27 protein-coding genes are annotated in these 21,639 nt (G+C 58.8%); 12 read left to right on the plus strand and 15 right to left on the minus strand.

The window, feature by feature from the left end:
• Positions 1 to 105: 105 nt before the first annotated feature.
• The 5 genes from WCY31_RS08230 to WCY31_RS08250 are packed head-to-tail and all read right to left on the minus strand — an operon-like array spanning position 106 to position 4,810.
• Positions 106 to 918, minus strand: a complete 813-nt coding sequence (locus WCY31_RS08230; protein ID WP_345972016.1) for an acyl-CoA dehydratase activase — start codon at positions 916 to 918, stop codon at positions 106 to 108.
• Positions 918 to 2,192, minus strand: a complete 1,275-nt coding sequence (locus tag WCY31_RS08235) for a double-cubane-cluster-containing anaerobic reductase (protein WP_345972017.1) — start codon at positions 2,190 to 2,192, stop codon at positions 918 to 920. The genes WCY31_RS08230 and WCY31_RS08235 overlap by 1 nt, the downstream gene beginning before the upstream one ends.
• Complete coding sequence (locus WCY31_RS08240; protein ID WP_345969323.1) at positions 2,179 to 3,165, minus strand: 4Fe-4S binding protein; 987 nt, start codon at positions 3,163 to 3,165, stop codon at positions 2,179 to 2,181. The genes WCY31_RS08235 and WCY31_RS08240 overlap by 14 nt, the downstream gene beginning before the upstream one ends.
• Positions 3,152 to 4,153: a hypothetical protein gene (locus WCY31_RS08245; RefSeq protein ID WP_345972018.1), complete on the minus strand. Its 1,002-nt coding sequence runs from the start codon at positions 4,151 to 4,153 to the stop codon at positions 3,152 to 3,154. Before WCY31_RS08245 ends, WCY31_RS08240 begins: the two co-directional genes overlap by 14 nt.
• Before the next feature lie 12 nt (positions 4,154 to 4,165).
• Positions 4,166 to 4,810, minus strand: coding sequence for a sulfite exporter TauE/SafE family protein (locus WCY31_RS08250; RefSeq protein WP_345969325.1), 645 nt, complete (start codon positions 4,808 to 4,810; stop codon positions 4,166 to 4,168).
• Between the two features lie 180 nt (positions 4,811 to 4,990).
• On the opposite strand from WCY31_RS08250, the gene WCY31_RS08255 reads away from it, so the two are divergent.
• The 5 genes from WCY31_RS08255 to WCY31_RS08275 all read left to right on the plus strand — a co-directional run bounded on the left by WCY31_RS08255 (position 4,991) and on the right by WCY31_RS08275 (position 8,840).
• Positions 4,991 to 5,242 (plus strand): hypothetical protein, encoded by a 252-nt coding sequence (locus WCY31_RS08255; RefSeq protein WP_345969326.1) that lies wholly within the window; start codon positions 4,991 to 4,993, stop codon positions 5,240 to 5,242.
• The gene (locus WCY31_RS08260) at positions 5,239 to 5,925 is read left to right on the plus strand and encodes a TIGR01621 family pseudouridine synthase (RefSeq protein ID WP_345972019.1); all 687 of its coding nucleotides are present in this window, start codon (positions 5,239 to 5,241) and stop codon (positions 5,923 to 5,925) included. The genes WCY31_RS08255 and WCY31_RS08260 overlap by 4 nt, the downstream gene beginning before the upstream one ends.
• A gap of 81 nt (positions 5,926 to 6,006) precedes the next feature.
• Positions 6,007 to 7,356, plus strand: a complete 1,350-nt coding sequence (locus WCY31_RS08265) for an FAD-dependent oxidoreductase (protein WP_345969328.1) — start codon at positions 6,007 to 6,009, stop codon at positions 7,354 to 7,356.
• Positions 7,353 to 8,465 carry a glycosyltransferase gene (locus WCY31_RS08270; protein WP_345972020.1) on the plus strand — a complete coding sequence of 371 codons (1,113 nt, stop codon included), beginning with the start codon at positions 7,353 to 7,355 and terminating at the stop codon, positions 8,463 to 8,465. The genes WCY31_RS08265 and WCY31_RS08270 overlap by 4 nt, the downstream gene beginning before the upstream one ends.
• Positions 8,466 to 8,522: 57 nt before the next feature.
• Positions 8,523 to 8,840, plus strand: a complete 318-nt coding sequence (locus WCY31_RS08275) for a pyrimidine/purine nucleoside phosphorylase (protein WP_345969330.1) — start codon at positions 8,523 to 8,525, stop codon at positions 8,838 to 8,840.
• A gap of 6 nt (positions 8,841 to 8,846) precedes the next feature.
• Here WCY31_RS08275 and WCY31_RS08280 read toward each other — a convergent pair whose 3' ends face one another.
• The 3 genes from WCY31_RS08280 to WCY31_RS08290 form a co-directional block, all read right to left on the minus strand.
• Positions 8,847 to 9,410, minus strand: a complete 564-nt coding sequence (locus tag WCY31_RS08280) for a DJ-1 family glyoxalase III (RefSeq protein ID WP_345972021.1) — start codon at positions 9,408 to 9,410, stop codon at positions 8,847 to 8,849.
• Between the two features lie 93 nt (positions 9,411 to 9,503).
• Complete coding sequence (gene efp, locus WCY31_RS08285; protein ID WP_345971539.1) at positions 9,504 to 10,070, minus strand: elongation factor P; 567 nt, start codon at positions 10,068 to 10,070, stop codon at positions 9,504 to 9,506.
• 62 nt (positions 10,071 to 10,132) lie between these two features.
• Positions 10,133 to 10,681 carry a hypothetical protein gene (locus WCY31_RS08290; RefSeq protein WP_345972022.1) on the minus strand — a complete coding sequence of 183 codons (549 nt, stop codon included), beginning with the start codon at positions 10,679 to 10,681 and terminating at the stop codon, positions 10,133 to 10,135.
• Positions 10,682 to 10,776: 95 nt separating this feature from the next.
• Between WCY31_RS08290 and WCY31_RS08295 the strand changes: the two genes are divergently transcribed.
• The 4 genes from WCY31_RS08295 (at position 10,777) to msrB (ending at position 13,047) form a co-directional block, all read left to right on the plus strand.
• Positions 10,777 to 11,412 carry a hypothetical protein gene (locus tag WCY31_RS08295; RefSeq protein ID WP_345972023.1) on the plus strand — a complete coding sequence of 212 codons (636 nt, stop codon included), beginning with the start codon at positions 10,777 to 10,779 and terminating at the stop codon, positions 11,410 to 11,412.
• Between the two features lie 234 nt (positions 11,413 to 11,646).
• Complete coding sequence (locus tag WCY31_RS08300) at positions 11,647 to 11,892, plus strand: helix-turn-helix domain-containing protein (protein ID WP_231018463.1); 246 nt, start codon at positions 11,647 to 11,649, stop codon at positions 11,890 to 11,892.
• 335 nt (positions 11,893 to 12,227) lie between these two features.
• Entirely contained in the window at positions 12,228 to 12,512 is a 285-nt protein-coding gene (locus tag WCY31_RS08305; RefSeq protein ID WP_231018465.1) for an HU family DNA-binding protein, read from the plus strand.
• 142 nt (positions 12,513 to 12,654) lie between these two features.
• Positions 12,655 to 13,047: a peptide-methionine (R)-S-oxide reductase MsrB gene (gene msrB / locus WCY31_RS08310; RefSeq protein WP_345972024.1), complete on the plus strand. Its 393-nt coding sequence runs from the start codon at positions 12,655 to 12,657 to the stop codon at positions 13,045 to 13,047.
• 2 nt (positions 13,048 to 13,049) lie between these two features.
• On the opposite strand, the gene WCY31_RS08315 is transcribed toward msrB, so the two are convergent.
• Positions 13,050 to 13,559 (minus strand): outer membrane beta-barrel protein, encoded by a 510-nt coding sequence (locus tag WCY31_RS08315; protein ID WP_345969335.1) that lies wholly within the window; start codon positions 13,557 to 13,559, stop codon positions 13,050 to 13,052.
• A gap of 71 nt (positions 13,560 to 13,630) precedes the next feature.
• Between WCY31_RS08315 and WCY31_RS08320 the strand changes: the two genes are divergently transcribed.
• A complete protein-coding gene (locus WCY31_RS08320; protein ID WP_345972025.1) occupies positions 13,631 to 14,170 on the plus strand; it encodes a peptidylprolyl isomerase in 540 nt (179 codons plus the stop codon).
• Between the two features lie 6 nt (positions 14,171 to 14,176).
• Here the strand turns inward: WCY31_RS08320 and WCY31_RS08325 are convergent, their stop codons facing one another.
• From WCY31_RS08325 to WCY31_RS08350, 6 genes are read right to left on the minus strand one after another with little or no spacing between them, the layout of a single operon-like run.
• Positions 14,177 to 15,763 (minus strand): inorganic phosphate transporter, encoded by a 1,587-nt coding sequence (locus WCY31_RS08325; RefSeq protein WP_345969337.1) that lies wholly within the window; start codon positions 15,761 to 15,763, stop codon positions 14,177 to 14,179.
• A gap of 20 nt (positions 15,764 to 15,783) precedes the next feature.
• Complete coding sequence (folP, locus tag WCY31_RS08330) at positions 15,784 to 16,926, minus strand: dihydropteroate synthase (RefSeq protein WP_345972026.1); 1,143 nt, start codon at positions 16,924 to 16,926, stop codon at positions 15,784 to 15,786.
• Positions 16,916 to 17,539 (minus strand): DNA polymerase III subunit delta', encoded by a 624-nt coding sequence (locus WCY31_RS08335; protein ID WP_345972027.1) that lies wholly within the window; start codon positions 17,537 to 17,539, stop codon positions 16,916 to 16,918. The genes folP and WCY31_RS08335 overlap by 11 nt, the downstream gene beginning before the upstream one ends.
• Positions 17,532 to 18,080 (minus strand): HobA family DNA replication regulator, encoded by a 549-nt coding sequence (locus WCY31_RS08340; protein ID WP_231018472.1) that lies wholly within the window; start codon positions 18,078 to 18,080, stop codon positions 17,532 to 17,534. Before WCY31_RS08340 ends, WCY31_RS08335 begins: the two co-directional genes overlap by 8 nt.
• A 6-nt stretch (positions 18,081 to 18,086) precedes the next feature.
• Positions 18,087 to 19,298 carry an aspartate kinase gene (locus tag WCY31_RS08345; RefSeq protein ID WP_345969340.1) on the minus strand — a complete coding sequence of 404 codons (1,212 nt, stop codon included), beginning with the start codon at positions 19,296 to 19,298 and terminating at the stop codon, positions 18,087 to 18,089.
• 1 nt (position 19,299) lies between these two features.
• On the minus strand, positions 19,300 to 19,770 hold the full coding sequence (locus tag WCY31_RS08350; RefSeq protein WP_345969341.1) for an RNA pyrophosphohydrolase: 471 nt from the start codon (positions 19,768 to 19,770) through the stop codon (positions 19,300 to 19,302).
• A gap of 172 nt (positions 19,771 to 19,942) precedes the next feature.
• Here WCY31_RS08350 and hemW point away from each other — a divergent pair, with 172 nt between their 5' ends.
• Entirely contained in the window at positions 19,943 to 20,998 is a 1,056-nt protein-coding gene (hemW, locus tag WCY31_RS08355; protein ID WP_345972029.1) for a radical SAM family heme chaperone HemW, read from the plus strand.
• Positions 20,999 to 21,107: 109 nt separating this feature from the next.
• Positions 21,108 to 21,542 carry a Sec-independent protein translocase protein TatB gene (tatB, locus tag WCY31_RS08360; protein WP_345972030.1) on the plus strand — a complete coding sequence of 145 codons (435 nt, stop codon included), beginning with the start codon at positions 21,108 to 21,110 and terminating at the stop codon, positions 21,540 to 21,542.
• The last annotated feature ends 97 nt before the right edge of the window (positions 21,543 to 21,639 follow it).

The following is a 21,639-nucleotide window of genomic DNA, read 5'->3' on the forward strand; positions in this document are numbered from 1 at the left end:
TCTAGGAAAGGGGTGTTACAGATGTGTTAAATAGAGGGTTTTCATGAAAATTAATTGCTAAATTCGAAAAAAATGGGCGGATTCGGTATCCGTCCGGGACGGCGCCTACACCGCTTCGCCGCTTTCGTAGCCGTAGGACTCCCAGGCAAGGACCGCAGCGCCGAGGGAGGTCGTGATCTGCGGAAACGCCGGCACGAAGATCGGTTTGCCCAGCTCGTTCTCGATGGCGTTGACCAGCCCGTTGTTGAGCGCCGGGCCGCCGTCGAAGTAGATCCCTTCGTGGATGCCGACCCGCTTCACGAGCTTCACGATCCGCTTGGCGATGGAGTAGTGGACCCCGCTGACGATCTCCTCGACACGGTGGTTGTTTCCCAGCAGGCCGATGATCTCCGACTCGGCGAAAACGGCGCATGTGCTGTTGATGGAGAGCGGCGTGCCGGTGGATTTGAAGTGGTACTCCCCCAGTTCGTCCACGCCGATCTCCAGGTTACGGGCGACGACGTCAAGGAACTTGCCCGTCCCCGCCGCGCAGCGGTCGTTCATCGCGAAGTTGACGACGTTCCCCTCGCTGTCCATGGAGATCGCCTTGGAGTCCTGCCCGCCGATGTTGATGATCGTCTTAATCTCGCCGTGCTCCTGCGCCGCGGCCCGCGCGCCGATGGCGTTGGCGGTGATCTCACTGATGTTTTCGTCCGCCTCCTTGAAGAGTTTGCGGCCGTATCCCGTCGCGACGGTGTAGCGCAGCGCCTCCGGGGCGACGCCCACCTCCGCCATCAGCTGCGCCAGGCTCTCCTGGGCGTACTTGTAAAACATGCTGCCGCTGGCACTCACGCGGTGTCCGACCAGACGCCCCGTACCGTCGACGATGGCGATCTTAATCGCCGTCGACCCGATATCGATCCCTGCAAAATACTCCACTACTGTCTCCTTTTTCTGCTCTTGAGCGATTCGACGAAGGCTTCGACCCGCGTCGTGAGCTGCCCGAGCTGACTGGGGCTGTAGTCGCTCTCCAGGTAGAGGATGGGGATCCCCTCCTTCTCCATCGCCGCCAGCACCGAGCGCTGCTCCATCTCGTAGACCTGGCACCCCGCGAAGGCCTGGTAGACGACGCCGTCGGCGCTGTACTCTTTCACCAATTCGACGATACGTCGGATCCGGTCGTCGTTGCGGGTAAAGACCGGGCAGGTGCACCCTTTCAGATAGCGGTCCGCCACCGCGTCGACCATGTCGTAGAGGAACCACTCGTCCACCGAAACCATGTCGTTGAAGAGGCGGTTCGAGGAGCAGCTCTCATCGGCGACGATCACCGCGTCCGCCATCTCGATAAGCTGCGGTACCTTCAGGTTAGGGAAGATCGGGGGCGATCCGGTGTAAACGATGCGCGGGCTGCGCTTGCGGGCGGCGCCGATCCCCTCTTTTACCCTCTCCTCCATCTCCGCGAGCAGCCGCTCCACCGCCGCGCTCCACGCCTCGGTCTTGTCGAAGAAGAAAGCGTTGGTCACGAGGAACATATCGTTGCCCGAGATCGGCGGCAGCTCCGCTTTGCGCAGGGCGTTCAGACGGTGGTAAAGCGTCTGGGCATAGCCGACCTTCCGGATGGAGGCTTTGAGCTTCCCGCGCGTCAGCTTCGTTTTCAGCTCCTTTGAGAGGGTCTTGGTGAAGTTGCGCACGCTGCGGCGCCAATACTCCCGACTCTCCTCGCTCTCTTTGACCCGGGGAAACTCCATCTCGTACACCGGGTAGCCCATCTCCTCGACGATCCCCGTCGCCTTCGTCTTCTGGTCGCAGGTCGTCGGGGTCACGACGAGGTCCGGGGTATCGGCGAAGTGGTCCGTCGCAAAGGCCCCCACTGTCGCCTTGACCAGCGGGCAGGATTTCGACGGCAGGTATTCGCCGCCGATCTCGTCGTCGGTGTAAAAGCCGTTGCAGAGCCGCACCGGCGCCGCGCCGAGGGCGTCGATCACCTCGTAAGGAACCTGGATGCACATCGTCCCCACTTTCGTTTTCCCCTCGTGCATCGGCGTCATGTCGCAGTGGTAGCGCCGGTGAAGCTCGTAGAAGTACGCCATCGCCTCCGGAGGGTTGACGGCGTATTCGCGCAGCGTGTCGAGCACCTTCACCGCTTCCATCGCCTTGTGGCGTCCCTGACGCTCTCTGGGCGTCTCTATCGTGTGGTCGTTACGGGCGTTCATCTTCGCCTCCGGGTCTGTCTATCTGCATACGTTTGGAAAATCCTTCCTTGGTGGACTGAAAAATGGTCAAACCGGCGATATCGGCCTGCAGGCACCCCTCTTCCGGGCAGGCGGCGATGCACTTCATGCAGAGCGTACAGTCGTCGCGCAGGATGTCGCGGCTCTGCACGTCATCGGCGATATCCTTGATCTGCATGTCGCAGACGGTGTAGCAGTCGCCGCACTTGGTGCACTTGCCGCCGTCCTTCTTCAGCTTCAGTATGGAAAACTTGCTGAAGGAGTACTGCAGCGCGCTCATCGGGCAGAAGAAACAGAAAAAGCGTTTCTTCACAAAGGAGCCGGCGAGGAACATCCCCGTGATGACCATCCCCAGCGCCGTCAGGATCATCGTCGTTTTGCTCGAGAAGTCGATCGTCCATTGCGAGAAATCCCCGACAAAGAGCGGCGTGATCATCCGCCCCGGGCAGATCTGGCAAAACGCCGCCCGCCACTCGCCCCCGATCAGCCCCGCGCCTATCGCCACCGGCAGCAAGAGCAGAAGAACGAGCAGCACGTACTTAATAACCTTGAGGCGGTTGAACTGCGTCTGGTTGTAGCTGCTGTAGCGGATGCCGAAAAGCTTGCGCAGCGAAGTGAGCCAGTCCTGCATCGTCCCCAGGGGACAGACGAACCCGCACCAGGCCTTGTTGAAGACGATAAACCAGAGCAGGAAGGTGACGAATCCAACCAGAATCCCGATGCTCGCCATGCTGAAGAGCATGCCCAGCGGCCGGCCGAGCTGATGCTGCAGCGGCAGCAGGTAGCACATGCCGCCGTTTTGGCGGTCGTAGCCGCAGGAGAGCACCGGCATATTGCTACCCAGATCGATCGCGAAGTAGGCTCCGTAGACCAGGAGCACGAAACTAACCAGCTGGACGATGGCGCGGAAACGGCGCAGGTTGCCCAGATCGAGGAAACGTCTAATCCTTTTCATCGAAACGGACCTCCGCATACGGCTTCACCCTCCGGCGCCGGTAGAGGTAGACGAAGATGCCGGTGAGCAGCAGCGCCGCCGTGCCGAAAAGGAGCGCAAAGGCGTACGACTTGTAGCTGCTCGGTTCCGGAAAGAAACGGCCGGGGTAGGTCGTCACGAAACGGTGTGTGCCGTACGGTGCCTCCCCAAGCGTGCCGTTCCCCTCTTCCGACCATGCCGCCGTCACGACAAAGCGCTCTTCGTGGCGTTTGTCAAATGCGTTCCAGGCCGGAAAATACGCTTTGATCAGCGTAAACGTTGCCGAGCCGTTTTCATCGGAAACGGTCCGTTTGCTCCACCCCTCGCCGGTGCGCATCGTCACGGCCACTCCGGCCTTCGGCACGCCTTTATACATCGTCTTGAACATCAGCGTGTCGCCGGAGACGAAATGAGTGAAAAGTCCCTCTTCCGCCTCTTTGACGCGGACAATTTCGAACGGAAGCGCCGTCTCATTTGAGCGGTTGAGCTCCACCTTGTCCCCGTGGCGGCCGTAGGTCAGCTCATACTTGGCGCTGTTCGTACAGCGCACGCCCTCTTTGACGCTATCTTCGACGTAGTAGACGGCGTAGCGCCCCGGGGTGCGGGTCGCGACAGTGAGCGACGCGCTGCCCCGTTTCACCGACACATTGGCCTCAACGCCCCGGTGGTCGTTTTCAAAGGCCATCGCCATCCCGCCGGCGCTGCCGAGCGTGCGAGGAGTGCCTCCTCTGCCGCCGGTCACCAGCCACAGTTTCGTGCGTCCCTCCGGGCGGCCGTATCCGCTGCCGGAGCCCATGCCTTCCCACTTCTTCGCCCCCGCATAGGGGTTTTCCCTGCTGATCCACAGGGGGGCGCAAAAGACCTTGGCATGCGTCGCTTTCGCATACGCTGCTTTCGGCACGATCCCCTCGGGCCTCGCCGCCAGTGCGGTCACCGCCGTCAGCGCGACGGCGATCAAATATTTGACCATATCTTCTCCTCGTTATAAATGGCTCAATCCGTTGATGGTTGCGATGCCCACCGCCATCAGCAACAGCGCGGCGATCCGCTCGATCGCCGTCTTGTAACGCGCAAGCTGCGCCACCGCTTCACGCGCCACCTGGGAGAAAAAAAGCCCGTACAGGGCCCAGGATGCGCTCACCGCCCCAAGGCCGAAGGCCAGGCCCATCGCCAGGGCATCCGCCGCGTTTGCGCTCCCTGCCGCCACGGCGATGAGCGACATGACGGGGGCGCAGGGGTTCAGCGTGATCGCAAACCCCATCGCAAAGTAGCCGACGCTCCCGGTCGTCCCCTGCCTTCCCCCTGAAACACTGCAACAGCGGCGCTGCCAGAAACTCCGGTGCAGCAGCACGCCGCCTACGAAAACGGTGCTGATCCCCAGCAGGCTCTGCGAAAGCGCGGGATCGTCGAGCAGCGACTTGACCGCCATCGCGCCGAAAGAGGCCGCCACCGCGATCAGGCTGTAACTGACGATCCGCCCCAGGCTGAAGATGGAAACGACATAAAGCGCCCCGCCCTCTCTGCCGTTTTGCGTCAGCAGCAAGGGGCTTAGAAAGGGCATACAGCTGAACATGCAGGCCGTCGCGCCGTAAGAGAGACCGATAAGCAGTAAAGAGAGGTACGCCATCAAAACCTTGTCTGCACACGCCCGGAAGCGATCCGGTATATTATTTGTAAATTATTAGTGATTATTACTTTTAACTGTTAATTATTTGTTAAATATACGCTCTCCCGATCTCCACATGCCGATTGCGGGGCGGAAGCGGCAAAAACGCAACAGCGGACAGCCCCGCGTGCATGGTAAAATATGCGTCAGACATCCCGCCTCCAAAGGATTTTCATCAAGCGTCTCAAACCCCTCCTGGCGCGGCTGGCCGAGCGATACGGCAGACCCGTGCTCTGGCTCTACGCTTTTATCTTTCTGCTGGCCGCCACGGGGCTGCTCGCGGCGGTCTACTTCCTGCTCGGCTGGCTGATGCTGCAAAGCCCGAACGCCGTACTCGTGCTGACCGGAGTGCTCGTCGCACTGATTTTTTTCCTGAACCGGCGGCGCAAATGAGCCCGCTGACGCTTCATTTCGACCATGATGATTTTGCCGTTGTCGCCAAACCGGCAGGGATGAGCTTTCACAGCGAAGCCGGGGCCGGATTCGTCGTACGGGCCGCTGAACTCACCCGGTGTCCCCTCTACCCGGTCCACCGCCTCGACAGGATGACCTCGGGGCTCGTCATCCTCGCCAAGAGCAGCGAAGCGGCCGCTGCCTTTACGGCGCTGTTCGAAAAGCGTGAAATCGAGAAGTACTACCTCGCCCTCAGTCTGCGCAAACCGAAAAAGAAGCAGGGATGGATCAAGGGGGACATGGCCAAAGCGCGCCGCGGCGACTGGAAACTGCTCAAAACGACGGAAAACCCGGCGGTGACCCGCTTCATTTCCGCCCCCCTGCGCGAAGGGGAGCGCGCCTTCCTCGTCAAACCCTACACCGGCAAGACCCACCAGATCCGCGTGGCGCTGAAAAGCCTGGGCTCCCCCATCGCCGGCGACGTGCGCTACGCCGACAAGGCGGAGGCGGACAAAGAGGAGCGCGGCTACTTGCACGCCTACGCCTTGTGCTTCACCTACAACGGCGAGCCTTTCAGTTTCACCCTTTCCCCCGACGAAGGGGAGCGTTTTCTGTCGCCCGAGTTTACCGATCTCCTGCAGGCATGGCAGGTCCCCTGGGAGCATTTTCCCGAGAAGAAATAGTCCTTCCCGTTACCACTGACATATTTTTTTGCGTTATACTTGAAACACCACGACCCTGACGGGTCCGAGCGGAGCGACAACGTGAACCCCTCAACCTACGACGTCCTCATTGTCGGCGGCGGCATCTCCGGTGCAGCGCTGCTCTATGCCCTGGAGCGCTACAGCGATCTGGGCAGCCTCTGCCTCCTCGAAAAATACAGTGCCCTGGCCACGCTCAATTCCAGCGCCACTTCCAACTCGCAAACCCTGCACTGCGGCGATATCGAAACGAACTACACCCTGGAGAAAGCGGCCAAGGTCAAACGGACCGCCAAAATGGTAGAGAAATACTGCCTGCAGCACGGCTACGAGAACGATATCATCCTTGCCCACCAGAAGATGGCCCTGGGGGTCGGGTACGACGAAGTCAACTTTATGACGAAGCGCCACGAGGAGTTCAGCAACCTCTACCCCTACCTACGGATCTATGACCGCGACACGCTCAAACGGATCGAACCCGCCGTCGTTTACGACGCGGACGGCATGGAGCGTCCGGAGCCCATCGTCGGTGTCGGTGTACAGGGGGAGTACACCACCGTCGACTTCAAGCGCCTGAGCGACTCCTTCGTCGAAAACGCCATGCGGGGGAAGCAGATCCACACAGACGTTTTTTTTAACCAACACGTCATGCAGATCGAAAAACGCGGAGAGCTGTTCGAGGTCCGCAGCGGCGGCGGCACCTACTACGCCCGCTTCGTCGTCGTCGACGCCGGGGCCCACAGCCTCTTCCTCGCGCACCGCATGGGGTACGGGCTCGACTTCGGTATTTTGCCGATGGCGGGCAGCTTCTACCGCTCGACAAGGCATATCCTGAACGGCAAGGTCTATATGGTCCAAAACCCCAAACTCCCCTTCGCCGCCCTGCACGGCGACCCGGACCTGCTGCTGGGCGGCCTCACCCGGTTCGGCCCCACGGCCCTGATGCTGCCCAAACTGGAACGCTACAAGCGCGGGACGTATATCGATTTCCTCCGGACGCTCCGATTCGACCACAATATCGCAAGCATCTTCTACGACCTGCTCAAAGACCGGGACATCCGAAACTACGTCCTGCGCAACTTCCTCTTCGAAGTGCCGTGGCTGAACAAGCGCCTCTTTGTCAGGGATGCGCGAAAGATCGTCCCCTCGCTGCAGCTCTCCGACATCGAGTACGCCGCCGGTTTCGGCGGGGTCCGCCCGCAGGTGCTCGACAAAAAACAGCGCAAACTGCTGCTGGGAGAGGCGAGCATCGATACCGGCGAAGGGATCGTGTTCAATATGACGCCTTCCCCGGGGGCGACGAGCTGCCTGGGCAACGCCCGGCGCGACGTGGAAACGGTCTGCGCCTATCTCGGCCGCCGCTTTGACCACGCCCGCTTCGATGCGGAACTTACCGAAGGAGACCGTCCATGAAAAAGCTGCTCTACATCACGGACCAGCAGGAGTACGCCGACCACGGCACCATCGCCCCGCTCTTCGGTCACTACCTCAAAAAGTACCTGCAGGTCTCGATCGTCTACTACACCCGCTACAAAGACAGCTTCCAGTACAAAGGCGACGACTGTATCGTCCCCGAGGAGAAGCTGCATTCCATCATCGGCTACCTCGACGAAGAGGGGGTGGATGTCGGCAGCTTCGATTTTATCCTGGTGCGCAACCGCTTCGATATTCTCCGCACGGTGCTCGCCCACCGTGCGCGCTACGGCTACAGGGTCGGTTTCCGCCTCTCCTTCCCCAAGAACGAGACGGCCTACACCGCCATGATGGCCAAATACAAACGCGCACTCCTGCCCTCCCTCGCCCTGAAGTACAAGCGCGGCCGGGAGCGGAAACTGATCGAAGCCTGCGATCTCTTCCTCCCCTCTTCGGCGATGCTGGCCTCGGGGCTCTACCCCGCTCTGGCGCTGCCGACGTTCCCCCTGCCCGCCGGAATCGACCCCGCGCGCATCGCGGGCCCCAAAAACGACGGTACCGCCCCGCGGCGCTTTATCTACGTCGGCTCCCTCGACCCGCTGCGGCGTTTCGAAACGCTGCTCGACGCTTTTACCGCGCTCACCCGCCTGGAGTGGTCCCTGGATATCTCCACCTTCGACCCCACCTATCTCAAAACAATCCTCAAAGGGTACCCGATGCTCTCCGGGCGCATCCGGATACTGCAGGCAGCCAACCTTTCGGAACTGGGACGCCAGATCGGCGCCTGCGATGTCGGCCTGGCCCTGATGCCCGCCCTGCCGATCTTTGCCATGACCCTTCCGGCAAAGGTGATGGACTACTACGCCGCCGGCGTACCGGCACTGCTCACCGATACTCCCAAGAACCGCGACCGCCTGCGCGACGGGGATGAAGCCTTCTTCTGCACTTTCGATGCCGCCGCCATCGCCGCGACGCTCGAAACCCTGATCCGCAGTGACGCCGCGCACCTTGCCCTCGTCCGCGAACAGGGGCTAAGGCGGCTGCTCGGAGCGGGACGCTCCTACGACGTCATGGCCGAACAGCTCTACCGCCGCCTCACCGCGATCTGAACGCAGTAATTGCATAGCAATTCTTGGCTACAATGACGCAAAAATGAAGGAGGATTCATGTCTACATTTGAAAATGTCAGTGTCCAGAAAGAGGCCAACGTCTACTTCGGAGGGAACGTCACGAGCCGGACGCTCACCCTGCCTGATGGCAGCGTCTTAACCCTCGGCATCATGCTGCCGGGCGAATATGAGTTCGGCACGGGCAAACCGGAGCTGATGGAGATTTATGACGGGGAACTGGATATCCTGCTGCCGGGCGAGAGCGCTTGGCAGACAATCCACGGCGGCCAGAGTTTCAATGTCGGGGGCGACACCAAGTTCCAGGTCCGTGTCAAAAGCATCACGGACTACTGCTGCACCTACCTCGACGCGTAACGGCGCCTAGGCGCAGTAATCGGCGAGCACGCCGCGTTTTACGTTCTCATAGGCGGACGCCCCCGCCAGTTTCTTCACGATCTCGAGCCCGAAACAGATAGCGGTACCGGGACCGCGCGACGTCATGACGTTCGCATCTTCCACGACCGCGGCGCGCGCTCCCTGAAACCCTTCCGTCCGTATCTCCTTCTCGACACCGGGATAGGCCGTATAGTTCGGCTTCAGCACACCGGCGGCATTGAGGGCGATCGGCGCCGCACAGATGGCGCCGATCGGCTTGCCCTTGGCATCCATCTCCCCCAGCAGCGCCTGGATACCGGCATGTTCTGCAAGGCGTTTCGTGCCGCCGCCCCCGCCGGGCAGGACGATCATATCGATATCGTCCGCACCCAGCTCCCCGATGGGCGCTTCGGCCTTGACGACCAGGCCGTGTGCTCCTTCAACCTCCAGTGCGTTGTCCAATGAACGTACGAGAACGTCGATTCCTCCGCGGCGCAGCACGTCGATGACGGCAACGGCTTCGATCTCTTCAAATCCCTCGGCCAGCGGGACCAATACTTTTTTCGGCATGTGAGACTCCTCAATCAGCTTAATAGGATAATTGTAGCACGGAAGAAAAAAAGAGAGAGGAAAATCCCCGGGCAGAATGCCGGGGAGGCGGGATTATTTTACTTTTTCGACATACTCGCCGTCAACGGTGTTGACTTTGATCGTATCGCCTTCGAGGACATGATAGGGGACCTGTACGACGGCACCCGTCTCCAGCGTCGCCGGCTTCTTGGAGCCGCTTGACGTATCGCCTTTGAAGTTCGGCGGGGTTTCGGTAACGACGAGTTCCATCGTATCCGGCGCATCGACGGAGATCGCCTGGCCGTTGTGGAAAACGATCTCCACGTTGGTACCGTCTTTGAGCCACTTCATCGCATCTTCGCACTGCTCATACAGCAGGCCGAGCTGCTCGTAACTCTCGTTGTCCATGAACTGCAGCATTTCGCCGTCGTCGTAGAGGTACTGCATCGTTTTGTGTTCCATGTTCGGCACTTCGAACTTGTCGCCCGCATGGACCGTCTTCTCGATCACTTTTCCGTTGAGGAAACTCTTGACTTTCATACGGACGAATGCCGCACCCTTGCCCGGTTTGACGTGCTGGAACTCCACGACCTTGAAGGGTACGCCCGAGATCTCAAGGCGCACGTTTTTCTTGATGTCACCCATTCCGATTGTTGCCATCATATACCCTTAGATTATAATTTTCCGGGATTTTACACTATTTTCGCTAAAAAGCGGCGGGGTCACTGGTACCAGTGTCGCCGGATGCGCCGCCCCGATTCGTATTCGTCCACCAGAACCCGCGGCGGCGTCCCCCGCGAAAGGGTGATGATGATATTGCGCTGTCCGTCGACGATCAGCATCTCCCCGTGCTCCAACGTCTTGTAGTCGCCCCGGCTGACGTGATCGTAGACGATGCTGAGGACATGATCGTATTTAGGCAGGGTAAAACCCTCAATCGGCACTCCGTCGACGAGGTGCTGGTAGAGCAACCGCTTGGCCAACAGCAGCGTCGCAAAGAAGGTCGCCGTGCTGCGCATTGAAGAGGTCTTGACCAGGGGGCGCTGAAGGTCACCCAGAGGGTTGATCATGTCGCTTTTGGCGCAGGCCATACCGACCATCGCGGCAAAGTGGGCTTCGCGGCTGCCGGCGTAATAGGCCGACAGTCCCGATTTGCATGCCTGCAGATAGTCGCCGTCGCGGTAGAGGGCAAGCACCTGTTTCGTATCGGCGCCGTAGCTTGAGAGCGTCAGGAGCGCCAGGAGTGTCATTAGAGGAAATAATCGCTTCATGGTGGGCATTATAGCACTTCTGCCGACGCAAGGAAAAACGGCGTCGGGCCCCTTCCTAGTGCATCTTCAAGCAACTTTCGCTAAAATCGTCCTCCATGCAGATAACGATCGATGAATATGCCAACCGCTTCAAAATGTCCAAAGAGATGATCCGCGCCAAACTGCGTGCGGGCAGACTGCCGCATACCGTCATCGACGGCACGACCTACATTAGCGTTGAAGCGCCGGCCACGACCGCTCCCAGGCAGAGCACCCCGCAGCGGACTACCGCCGGGGCCGTCATCATGATGTACCAAAAAGAGAATGCCGAGCTCAAGCGGAAGATCGAGGAGCTGGAGACGAAGATCGACCACCTCATCGGGGACAAGGAGCAGATGCTGCGCGAAGAGCGCGACCGCATCGAGAGCATCTATGTCTCGCGGGACGAACAGCTCAAATCCTTCCTGGAGCTTGTCAACGCCAAACTCGTGCAGGAGGGACTCAAACTCGCCTCGCATACTGAAGCGACAGAGACGGCCCCCTTCGGTGACATCCCGGCGGCCCAGCCCCTGTCCGAACAGATTGAGCTGTTCCGCTACCTCGAGGCCAAGCACTTCTCCTCTTCGGAGACGAAAACGGTCAAAAAGCGCTTCGCAAAAGCGTACGGCAGCGATATCCGCGTCATCCAGCAAAACGGCGAATTTATCCTCGACTTCTCCAAGTACGACTACAGCGATCTTCTGGCGCGCTGAGCGCACCCTCAGGACATCGCCTTTCCGATAGCGTCCAACACTATATATTTGCCCTCATCCATCCTCTCCCGATAAATTATTTTTATACGGAATACCGTATAAAATATACGATTTAATGTAATCTTTGTGTATTTTATAGTATTTATATACCTCTATTTTCTATAAATGTACTATTATTGTATTTTATATACGGTTTTTTGCTTTATTTAAGAATCCTTCTTCTACAATGGAGCAATGGAACACTCCGATCTTTTCAATATTCTGCACAATGCGGTGGAAGCCCAGGGCAACGGCAAGAAGATCACTCAAAAAGAGATGGCGTCGCTGCTCGGGGTCTCCATGCGCACCTATCAGGACTGGCGTTTGGGCAATGCGAAGCCGCAGGCTGCCAGGGCCGTCATGCAGATGCTGGGGAAGCTCGAAGACGACGACATCATCAGGGTCGTGCGAAAAATCAACCGATTGGAGGAAGCCTCATGACGACATTGACACAAAAAGAGCGTGAAGATCTGCAGTCCGTTTTCAATTCAATTTCCGATAGCGAACCGACACGGGGCGCCAAACTATGCCGTATAAAGAATATAATTTTTATTTATATTCAGTCTCGTTTCCACCATCTACTGAAAAAACGGGTTTCCTACCAAAAATAGGCACTTCCGGGGGACAAATCCCCCCATTTCCCCCCAAAATCAATCACTTGAAGATAAATTTAAGCAAACAGACTATAAAGTAACCGTCAGAACAGCTTTGCGAGCGCCAATCCCCTAAATTGCGTGCTCCAAGAGGTGTTATATTTCAATGACTTGGAGCGTTTTATGAACAAAGCACAGTTTGTCGAACTGGTTCAGAAGCACGGTGACTACAAAACTAAAGCAGAGGCAGAAGCTGCCATTAAAGCATTCGCGGATGCGGTAACGGAAGCACTCGTCGCAAAAGAGGATGTCACACTTGTTGGTTTCGGTAGCTTCACATCTGCCCTTCAAAAGGGAAAAAGCGGTACGGTTCCGGGTACGGACAAAAGCTACACAACAGCGGACAAAATGGTTCCGAAGTTCAAAGCAGGAAAAGGTCTCAAAGACCGCGTTGCCGAAGGCAAATAACTCCTCACTCCGGCCGCGTGCCGCGGCCCGCTTTCCCCATACAACCATTAACTTCTGATTCTAATCCCTTCATAACCCATTTCAGACAGGATTCTTCTGGCACACTCATGCCCATAAACATCTATGCATGCAAAGGCACCCTATGGAAAAAGTGACCAAAACGGAACAGGAGTGGCGTGCGCAGCTCTCGCCGGAAGCCTACCACGTCTGCCGCGAGCACGGTACGGAAGCCCCCTTCAGCGGAAAATTCTACCAGCACAAAGGCGACGGTGTCTACCGCTGCGTCTGCTGTGACGCGCCGCTCTTTACCTCGGATACGAAGTTCGATTCGGGGACGGGCTGGCCGAGCTATTTCGAACCCTACAGCGACGAGGCACTGGTCGAGATCAAAGATACGAGTTTAGGGATGACGAGGGTGGAGGTAAGGTGCGCGCGCTGTGACGCCCACCTGGGGCATGTCTTTCCCGACGGTCCGGAACCGACGGGGCTGCGCTACTGCATCAACTCCGTCTGCCTGACCTTCGATGAGGGGTGAATTTAGAAGTTGACGGCCAGACCGATCATGTAGTTGTTCATCGCCTCGGACGTGTTGACATACTCGACGTAGAGGTCCAGCTGGTTGTTCAGCTCGTACATTCCGGCAATACCGCCCGAAATCGCCAGATCGCCGCGTGAGTGAAGCTCGTCGCCGAGGTTCGGGAGAATGAGACCGAATTTCGGGCGGACTTTGAAGGCGGAACCCGGGATATCGATCGTATAGGTCGCATAAACACCGAGGGTCGTGACATCGATCTTGTTGTTGCTGTTACTGATCTCCGGTGCAACCAGGGATGTACTCAGCTCCGCTTCCACGCCGAGGTTTTTCAGCACAGTGTCAAGCTCCAGACCGCCCTTGATCGCCAGACCGACGCCGTCGTCGACATGTTTCGGCATCGCTTCGAGACCGATACCCGCACCGACGTAGAAACCGTTACTGCCCTGCTGCTGGGCGTAGAGAGAAGATGAGAGCAGCACTGCCGCTGCGACTGATACAATTTTTTTCATCATTTTGTCCTTTCTATTGTTATGGCCGGCATTATAGCACCATGAGATATAATGGCGGAAAAAAAGGAGAGCCTATGCGAAAATTTTTCGCCTTTACCATCCTCTTTCTTGCTGCAGCAGCCCTCTTCGGCGCACCGGCCAAACACCCCCATGTCCTTCTGAAAACGAACCAGGGAACGATCGAACTCGAGATCCGTGAAGACCTCGCTCCCCTGGCGGCGGAAAACTTCCTCACCCACGTCAAAGAAGGCTACTACGACGGGATCATCTTCCACCGTATCATCAAGGGTTTCATGATCCAGGGCGGCGACCCGACAGGCACCGGCCGCGGCGGCGAATCCATCTGGCACAAACCCTTCAAAAACGAGTACGCCCCCAACGTCATCTTCGACAAACCGGGTATCCTTGCCATGGCCAACGCGGGGCGCAATACCAACGGCAGCCAGTTCTTTATTACAACGGCGGGGGCCCCCTGGCTGAACGGCGGCTACACGATCTTCGGTTATGTCGTCAAAGGGATGGATGTTGTTTATAAACTGGAAGGGGTCCGCACAGGCAGACAGGACCGTCCGCTGGAGGCGCAGACGATTCTCAAGGCAAGCGTCGCCGAGTAGCGGCGCTTAGAGCATCATGCCGCGGATCGTGTAGAAGATCGCGGCGGATAGCACGGCGGCAGCGGGAACCGTGATCACCCATGCCGCAATAATCTTCTTGATCGCATCGCGCTTGACATATTTGATCTTCTCGGCGCGCTTGAGCTGCTTCTTATCAATACGGATCTTCTCCTCTTCTTCCTCGATCATCTGGTACAGCTGGACGATACGCTCGTAATCCTCCTGGCTTTTGCCCTCTTTCGCCTCCAGGGTCTCCTTCTCGGCGTTCATTGCATTCAGGACCTTCTCATCCTCGGCCAGCTGACGGCGCTCGACGCGGATCAGCTCCTCCTCTTTCGTATGGTAGAGGAATTCGCGCAGGAAACCGACGCCGAAGACGCCGCCGATGGCGATGTGCGTGGAGCTGACCGGCAGGCCGAGCTGTGATGCGACGATGACCGTAATGGCCGCCGCCATCGCGATGCTGTAGGCGCGGACCTGGTCGAGCTCGGTGATCTCGCTGCCGACGGTGCGGATCAGCTTCGGACCGTAGAGTGCCAGCCCCAGCGCGATCCCGATGGCGCCGACGAGCATGACCCACATCGGGATACTCGCCTTGGTGCTGATAACGCTGTGCTGCACGGCATCGGCAATCCCCGCCAATGGACCGACGGCGTTGGCGACGTCGTTCGCCCCGTGGGCGAAGCTGAGCAGCGCCGCGGCGAAGATCAGGGGAATCGTAAAGAGCTTGTTGACGTCGTCACGATGGTTGCGCAGCGACACTGCTGCCGTGGCGACCATCGGCTTGACCATAAAATAGATCGCGACGGCCGCGGCAAATCCGATCCCCAATGCCGTCGGAAAATCGATTTTGACGATATGCTTGACCCCTTTGAGCATTAGGTAGGTGACGAAGGCCCACCCCATCACCGCGACATAGAGCGGGACCATTTTCTTCATGGCGCTCAGTTTATCCTCTTTGTAGATCATCGTCTTCTTAATGGTAAAGAGGAAGAGCGCGGCGATCACCCCGCCGAGCAGCGGTGAGATCACCCAGCTGGCGGCGATGGTACCCATCGTGCCCCAGGCAACGGCGCCAAAACCAGAAGCGGCGATCCCCGCCCCCATGACGCCGCCCACGATGGAGTGCGTCGTCGAGACCGGCGCGCCCATCGTCGTTGCCAGGTTGAGCCAGAGCCCGCCGGCCAGCAGCGCCGCCGTCATGGCCCAGATAAACTGGGAGGCATCGACGAAGGCTGCAGGATCAATGATCCCTTTTTTGATCGTCCCGACGACGTCGCCGCCGGCAATAATGGCCCCGCTGGCTTCAAAAATGGCGGCGATAATGATCGCGCCGCCCATCGTCAGTGCCCGGGAACCTACGGCCGGTCCCACATTGTTGGCGACATCGTTCGCCCCGATGTTCAGCGCCATGTAGGCACCGAAGAGCGCGGCAATCGCCAGAAAGAGGCTGTTGGTGACGCCGGAGTGCGTTACCGAGCTGTAAAAGAGTACGCCGACCATGAAAAAGAGGGCCAGCCCCAGTTTCGTAAAATCGTTTTTCGAGCTTTTGACAGCCTTCTTCTCCATTTTTTTGACGGTTCTAATATCCATCGTTTCTCCCCAATTGATGTTTATAAGTGATAAAGCGCCTCGTAAACCTTCAGCGCCTGAGCATGTGCCTTGACGTCATGCACCCGTATGATCTCTGCGCCGTTGCGCACGGCTTCGAGATGCAGAGCCAGCGTTCCCGGTAACCGCTCAAACGGTTCGGAGGGAACAATTTTAGCAATCATCGACTTACGGCTTGCCCCGACGAGCAGCGGGTATCCGAAGCGTCTGAAATGCTCCAGGTCGCGGATAAGTTTGAGGTTGTGTTCCAGGCTCTTTCCGAAGCCGATGCCTACATCCAGCACGATCTCTTCGACCCCGTACGCCTTTGCCTTGGCGATGCGGGATTCGAAAAAGTCGCCCAGCTCCCCGAAAAGATCGTCGTACTCCGGCTGCGACTGCATCGTCTGCGGGGTGCCCTGCATATGCATGATCACCGCCGTGGCGCCGTATTCGCCGCAGAGCTTCGCCACCGCGTCGTCGGCCAGACCGGTAATGTCGTTGACGATCGTAAATCCCCGCTCCAGGGCATAAGAGAGCACCGAAGGCGCGTAACTATCCAAGCTGAAGTCCGCGCGCTCGTAGAGGCGGTGGGCGTAGGCCGCATCGATAACGGGCTTCACCCGTTCAAGCTCTTCCTCTGCCGGTACCGCCGCGGAGCCCGGCCGGGAGGAGACCCCGCCGAGATCGATGATCTGGGCCCCCTCCTCGATCATCGTTTCGATCCGTTCGACCGCGGCGGCATCTTTGAAACGGCTTCCCGAAAAGAAGCTGTCCTCGTTGGTGTTGACGATCCCCATGATCTTCGCCGCTCCGGGCTTTTTCACCCCGGCAAAACGCTTCAGCTCGAAGGCCACCTCCTTGAGCCCGAAGGGCTGGGCCAGCTCCTTGCGGGAAAGCTCTTCAAGCTGCCGCGTCGTCGCCAGCAGCAGGGCATCGACCCGCGGGGTCTGCGCCAGGATCGTCCCCTTGGGCACTGCCAGGTCCGCCCCGACGGAGAGGGCGTCCTGTTTGAGGATATTGGCCGCGCCGACATGCAGGTCGCGAATGTAAATGAAATGGAGCGCCGCCTTGGCCGCGAGGATCTTCCGTCCCCCGGCGTCGACATCGAGACGCGCCAGCAGCGTCCGAATGTCGCTCTGCGTCGAGAGGCGTTCAACCCGCACGACGCTGCTCCGGCAGAAAGGGCATCAGTACCGTCAACAGGACGTTCTGCAGCCGGGCGTTTACTTCCAGCAGCCGGAACGCCCGTGCGAAAGCGTCGAGCTGCTCCGTGCTCAACGGAAGTTTCTCGACAACGCTCGCCTGGTAGAAAAGCCGCTCGATCAGCGCCTTGGACTCGTGGCGGTCCATCCGTCCTACCGAGGTGACGAAGCCGTACAGCGCCCCCAGGTCGAGCGATCCCAGGGTCAGCTCCACCCCCTGCGGCGCTTCGCCGGAGAGCTCGTTGAGGATCGGCAGGCGCGAACGTACCGTCGGCAGCAGCACCGACTTGCTCGGCGCGATGATGACGAGGGCGATATTGGTGGGAGGTTCTTCAAGCAGTTTGAGCAGGGCGTTCTGGGAGTAGATGTTGAACTGCTTTGCCGCCAGGACGACGTATTTCAGCGACGCCTCGCTGATATAGGCTTCGGCGATGACCGCTTTAGCGTCCTCGATGAGGAAATCGTCGCGGACGAAACCGACGACGCGGCTAGGGTGCACCGCCTTTTTGAAAGCCTCGAAGCGCTCCTCGATCTCCTCGGCGAGGATGATGTGGCTGCGTTCGAAACTACTCATCCGCGTCGACCTCCCCGAAAAGGACCGCGTTGAGCGAGAGGTCGAACAGGCGGTAGAGCTGCAGGAGCTTGATATCGAGGTAGGGGTCGAAAGAGCGCAGCTTCATCGCGTGGCCGAACTCTTCGTCGAGGAGCCAGAGGCAGCTGTTGTCCGCCCGCTTGGCGATCTCTGAGCGGGGATCGCTCCCCTTGCCGACGTACCAGAAGAAGTAGTTGCCCGCGAAGGAGAGGTCGAGCATGTCGGCGAGCATATCCATCGCGTCGCCGCTCGTCATCTCATCGAACTCCGGGTAGATCCGGTCCAGGCTGATCAGCGGCACCATCGGCCGGTCGTTGGAGAGCTGGTTGATCGTCGAGGAGATGTAGTGCTGGAACCATTTGCGCTTGCGGTCGGTCACCAGGACGATCGTCTTTCCCGTGACAATCTGCGACACGGCGAGCATGGTGGAGGCCGTCCATTCGAAACGGTTCTCTTCGACCCAGTTGAACGACGCCCCCTCGGAGCGTATGGTCTCGAGCATCCATTTCATGAACGACTGCATAGGGGTTTACTTCTCCAGTTCGTAAACGCTGTGAAGCGCGCGTACCGCCAGTTCGGCGTACTTTTCATCGATGACCATGGAGACCTTGATCTCGGAAGTGGAGATCATCATGATGTTGATGTTCTCCTGCGCCATCGACTTGAACGCCTTCGCGGCAACGCCCGTGTGCGATTTCATGCCGACGCCGACAATAGAGACCTTGCAGATCTTTTCGTCGTAGCTGGCCTCTTTGATCTCGCCCTCTTCGATAAAGGTCTCGACGACTTTTTTCGCATCGCCGAGTTCATTCATCGGGACCGTAAAGTCCAGGTTCGTCGAGTCGTCATGCCCAAGGGTCTGGATGATCATGTCGATGTTGACGTTGTTCGATGCCAGCTTGCCGAAAATATCGGAAGCGATGCCGGGACGGTCGACAACGCCTCCGAGTGAGATACGCGCCTGATTACGGTCGAGCGCCACACCGCTAACCAATGGTTTTTCCATAATGTTCTCTTCCTTTGTGATCAATGTCCCTTCGGCATCCGAAAAGCTCGAACGGGTGACGAGGTTGACGTTAAGTTTCTTGGCCAGTTCGACCGAACGGTTCTGCAGGACTTTTGCGCCGAGCGATGCGAGCTCGAGCATCTCGTCGTAGGAGATCTTCTCCAGCTTTTTCGCCTTCGGCTCAATGCGCGGATCGGTCGTATAGATCCCGTCGACGTCCGTATAGATCTCGCAGAGATCCGCTTCGAGCGCCCCGGCAATCGCCACGGCGGAGAGGTCGCTGCCGCCGCGGCCGAGCGTCGTGACGCGCCCCTGCTCGTTGACACCCTGAAAGCCCGCGACGACGACCACCTTGCCCTCGCCAATTGCGCGGCGCATCGGCGTCGGGTCGATGTGCTCGATCCGCGCTTTCGTATGGACCGTGTCGGTCACGATCCCGGCGCGGCGGCCGCTCATGGATTCGGCCGGCAGCCCCATTTCGTTCAGCGCGATGGAGAGCAGCGCCGCCGTGACCCGCTCACCGGAGCTCAGCAGCATATCCACCTCTTCGCGCTGGGGGTTGTCGCTGTAGTGTTCGGCGTAGGAGACCAGCTTGTTGGTCTCACCGCTCATCGCCGAAACGACGACGACGACGTCGTTCCCCTCTTTGACCGTTTTGGCAACGCGGTTGGCGACGTTCTGGATGCGCTCCAGGTCACCGACGCTCGTACCACCGTATTTCTGAACAATCAGCATCTTACAGATACCCCTTTGCTTTAAAATAGCCGATCACCTTCTCGTAGATCGGTTTCTTGAAGTGTGCAACGTAGTCATACAGTGCATCGATCTCGATGAACTTGTAATCGATAAACTCCGGATGTTTCGTCTCCAGGTTGATCTTCGCCTTGTGCTTGAGGCGTACGAGAAAATAGCGCTGTGTCTGCCCGCAATAGGGGCGCATGCGCTCCGCGACGTGCTCCGGAAAATCATATGCAAGCCAATCGGGATACTCGGCGACGACTTCCACCTTTTTCGTACCGATCTCCTCTTCGATCTCGCGGATCAGCGCCTCTTCGGGAGACTCTCCCCGGTCGATACCCCCCTGCGGGAATTGCCAGATGCCGCTGATATCGCTGCGTTCGGCGATAAAGATCTGCTTGACCTCCGGGTACTCCGGCGGGACAATGATCGCCGCGACGTTCGGACGGTAGGGTTTGACGGATTCCATAGGCCTCTTTACTCGTTTTGGAGCACCTCTAATAACCCCAGCGCAAACCGGGTAGGGTTATGAGAAGTGCCCGCTTTTTTCAATGCGCGTATTATAGGGCAAGCGCGGTTAAATCGTGCTTGTTTTTTGCCCGGCTCAACCGCGGCTAACGTCCAAGGGATTACAATGCGGCATGCTTTTATATGTCCATATCCCTTTTTGCGACAGCAAGTGCCATTACTGCAGCTTCAACTCCTATGTCGACAAGTTCGCGCTGCGGCGCGATTACATGGCGGCGCTCGGACGGCAGCTGGAAGAAGAGATTGAACGGCTGGACCTGGCACCGGAGAGCCTCGAGACCCTGTTTATCGGCGGCGGCACCCCTTCGACGGTCGCGCCGGAGCTCTACGCCCCGCTCTTTGCACGGCTCCGTCCCTACCTGAAACCCGGTGCGGAGATCACCAGCGAGGCCAACCCCAACAGCGCGACACCCGAGTGGCTGGCGGGCATGAAAGCGCTCGGAGTGAACCGCATCAGTTTCGGCGTCCAGAGTTTCGACCCGGAGAAGCTGAAGCGGCTGGGACGCGCCCATACCCCCGACCAGGCGGTGAGTGCCGTCACGGCGGCACAGGGCGCAGGATTCGAGCACCTCTCCCTCGACCTCATTTACGGTGTCGCCGGGGATACGAAACCGCTGCTGGAGCACGACCTGGAACAGGCCTTCGCCCTCCCCGTCGACCACCTCAGCGCCTACGCCCTCACCATCGAGGAGGGAACCCCCTTCTCCGCCACCCCGGAGGTCGCCGACGAAAAACTGGCATTGACCTCATGGCTCTTCGAACGCATCAGAACGCACGGTTTCACGCAGTACGAGATCTCCAATTTCGGCCGCTACCGCTCCCGCCACAACCTCGGCTACTGGGAGTACAAGCCCTACATCGGGCTGGGCGCCGGCGCCGTGGGCTGCATCGACAACGTCCGCTATTACCCCCACCGCGACGTTGAGGCTTACATCGCCGATCCCCTTTTTCGCACCACCGAGCCCCTTGATGCGGACGCGGTCAAAACCGAACGCCTCTTCCTCGGACTGCGCTCCGTCGTCGGCATCCCCGAGGCACTGCTCGACCCGGAGGAACTGCAACGCGCCCGCTGGCTTGAAGCGGAGGGGAAACTGCGCTGTGAGGCCGGCCGCTTTTACAACACAGACTACCTGCTCAGCGACGAGATCGTCCTCTACCTCCAGGGGTAAGCGCGCCCATTCGCTTCCCCTTAAACCTCCTGTGCTATAATCCCGGATCATAAATTTATCTAACGGGAGAGCCGCCGCTATCCGCAGCAGCACCCTGACGGGAAACGCCATGTTCGGAATGGGATTTTCAGAGATCCTCATCATCGCTATTATCGCCATCTTGTTTCTGGGACCGGACAAACTGCCCCAGACCATGGTCGATATCGCCCGTTTCTTCCGCAGCGCCAAGCGTACGCTGGCCTCGGCCAAGGCCTCTATCGAGGAGGAGCTGCATGTCGACGACATCAAGCGCGAAGTGAACAGCTACAAGGACAACCTGCTCGAAGAGAAAGAGAAACTGAGCCAGGCGAGCGCCTTTACCGAACTGACCGACGAGTTTGACGCCGTTATCGACATGGCCGGCGAAACGACGACGGTAGAATCCCCCGCCCCCAAAAAGCCTAAAGCCGAAGCCGCCCCGGATGCCAAAAAACCGGAAGTCGTCACCTTCAGCAAAAAGAAAAAAAGTACAGAGAGTACCGATGAGGACAATGAGAATGCGTAACTTTTCTGCCCTGACCGGGGCAAGCCGTTTTACTTGTTCTGTCCTCGCTACGCCGCGGAATTCCGCTGACGCTGCATGTGCAACAGCGGCTAATGGA

The organism is Sulfurimonas sp. HSL3-1, from assembly GCF_039645995.1.
GTDB classification, from domain to species: Bacteria; Campylobacterota; Campylobacteria; order Campylobacterales; family Sulfurimonadaceae; genus Thiomicrolovo; species Thiomicrolovo diazotrophicus.

What these genes read in the sequence shown, in the direction of transcription:
- WCY31_RS08235 (WP_345972017.1), bottom strand. Translation starts at nt 2,192, where the DNA reads ATGAACGCCCGTAACGACCACACGATAGAGACGCCCAGAGAGCGTCAG.
- WCY31_RS08240 (WP_345969323.1), bottom strand. Translation starts at nt 3,165, where the DNA reads ATGAAAAGGATTAGACGTTTCCTCGATCTGGGCAACCTGCGCCGTTTC.
- WCY31_RS08245 (WP_345972018.1), bottom strand. Translation starts at nt 4,153, where the DNA reads ATGGTCAAATATTTGATCGCCGTCGCGCTGACGGCGGTGACCGCACTG.
- WCY31_RS08250 (WP_345969325.1), bottom strand. Translation starts at nt 4,810, where the DNA reads ATGGCGTACCTCTCTTTACTGCTTATCGGTCTCTCTTACGGCGCGACG.
- WCY31_RS08255 (WP_345969326.1), top strand. Translation starts at nt 4,991, where the DNA reads ATGCGTCAGACATCCCGCCTCCAAAGGATTTTCATCAAGCGTCTCAAA.
- WCY31_RS08260 (WP_345972019.1), top strand. Translation starts at nt 5,239, where the DNA reads ATGAGCCCGCTGACGCTTCATTTCGACCATGATGATTTTGCCGTTGTC.
- WCY31_RS08270 (WP_345972020.1), top strand. Translation starts at nt 7,353, where the DNA reads ATGAAAAAGCTGCTCTACATCACGGACCAGCAGGAGTACGCCGACCAC.
- WCY31_RS08275 (WP_345969330.1), top strand. Translation starts at nt 8,523, where the DNA reads ATGTCTACATTTGAAAATGTCAGTGTCCAGAAAGAGGCCAACGTCTAC.
- WCY31_RS08280 (WP_345972021.1), bottom strand. Translation starts at nt 9,410, where the DNA reads ATGCCGAAAAAAGTATTGGTCCCGCTGGCCGAGGGATTTGAAGAGATC.
- efp (WP_345971539.1), bottom strand. Translation starts at nt 10,070, where the DNA reads ATGGCAACAATCGGAATGGGTGACATCAAGAAAAACGTGCGCCTTGAG.
- WCY31_RS08290 (WP_345972022.1), bottom strand. Translation starts at nt 10,681, where the DNA reads ATGAAGCGATTATTTCCTCTAATGACACTCCTGGCGCTCCTGACGCTC.
- WCY31_RS08295 (WP_345972023.1), top strand. Translation starts at nt 10,777, where the DNA reads ATGCAGATAACGATCGATGAATATGCCAACCGCTTCAAAATGTCCAAA.
- WCY31_RS08300 (WP_231018463.1), top strand. Translation starts at nt 11,647, where the DNA reads ATGGAACACTCCGATCTTTTCAATATTCTGCACAATGCGGTGGAAGCC.
- WCY31_RS08305 (WP_231018465.1), top strand. Translation starts at nt 12,228, where the DNA reads ATGAACAAAGCACAGTTTGTCGAACTGGTTCAGAAGCACGGTGACTAC.
- msrB (WP_345972024.1), top strand. Translation starts at nt 12,655, where the DNA reads ATGGAAAAAGTGACCAAAACGGAACAGGAGTGGCGTGCGCAGCTCTCG.
- WCY31_RS08315 (WP_345969335.1), bottom strand. Translation starts at nt 13,559, where the DNA reads ATGATGAAAAAAATTGTATCAGTCGCAGCGGCAGTGCTGCTCTCATCT.
- WCY31_RS08320 (WP_345972025.1), top strand. Translation starts at nt 13,631, where the DNA reads ATGCGAAAATTTTTCGCCTTTACCATCCTCTTTCTTGCTGCAGCAGCC.
- WCY31_RS08325 (WP_345969337.1), bottom strand. Translation starts at nt 15,763, where the DNA reads ATGGATATTAGAACCGTCAAAAAAATGGAGAAGAAGGCTGTCAAAAGC.
- WCY31_RS08335 (WP_345972027.1), bottom strand. Translation starts at nt 17,539, where the DNA reads ATGAGTAGTTTCGAACGCAGCCACATCATCCTCGCCGAGGAGATCGAG.
- WCY31_RS08340 (WP_231018472.1), bottom strand. Translation starts at nt 18,080, where the DNA reads ATGCAGTCGTTCATGAAATGGATGCTCGAGACCATACGCTCCGAGGGG.
- WCY31_RS08345 (WP_345969340.1), bottom strand. Translation starts at nt 19,298, where the DNA reads ATGCTGATTGTTCAGAAATACGGTGGTACGAGCGTCGGTGACCTGGAG.
- WCY31_RS08350 (WP_345969341.1), bottom strand. Translation starts at nt 19,770, where the DNA reads ATGGAATCCGTCAAACCCTACCGTCCGAACGTCGCGGCGATCATTGTC.
- hemW (WP_345972029.1), top strand. Translation starts at nt 19,943, where the DNA reads ATGCTTTTATATGTCCATATCCCTTTTTGCGACAGCAAGTGCCATTAC.
- tatB (WP_345972030.1), top strand. Translation starts at nt 21,108, where the DNA reads ATGTTCGGAATGGGATTTTCAGAGATCCTCATCATCGCTATTATCGCC.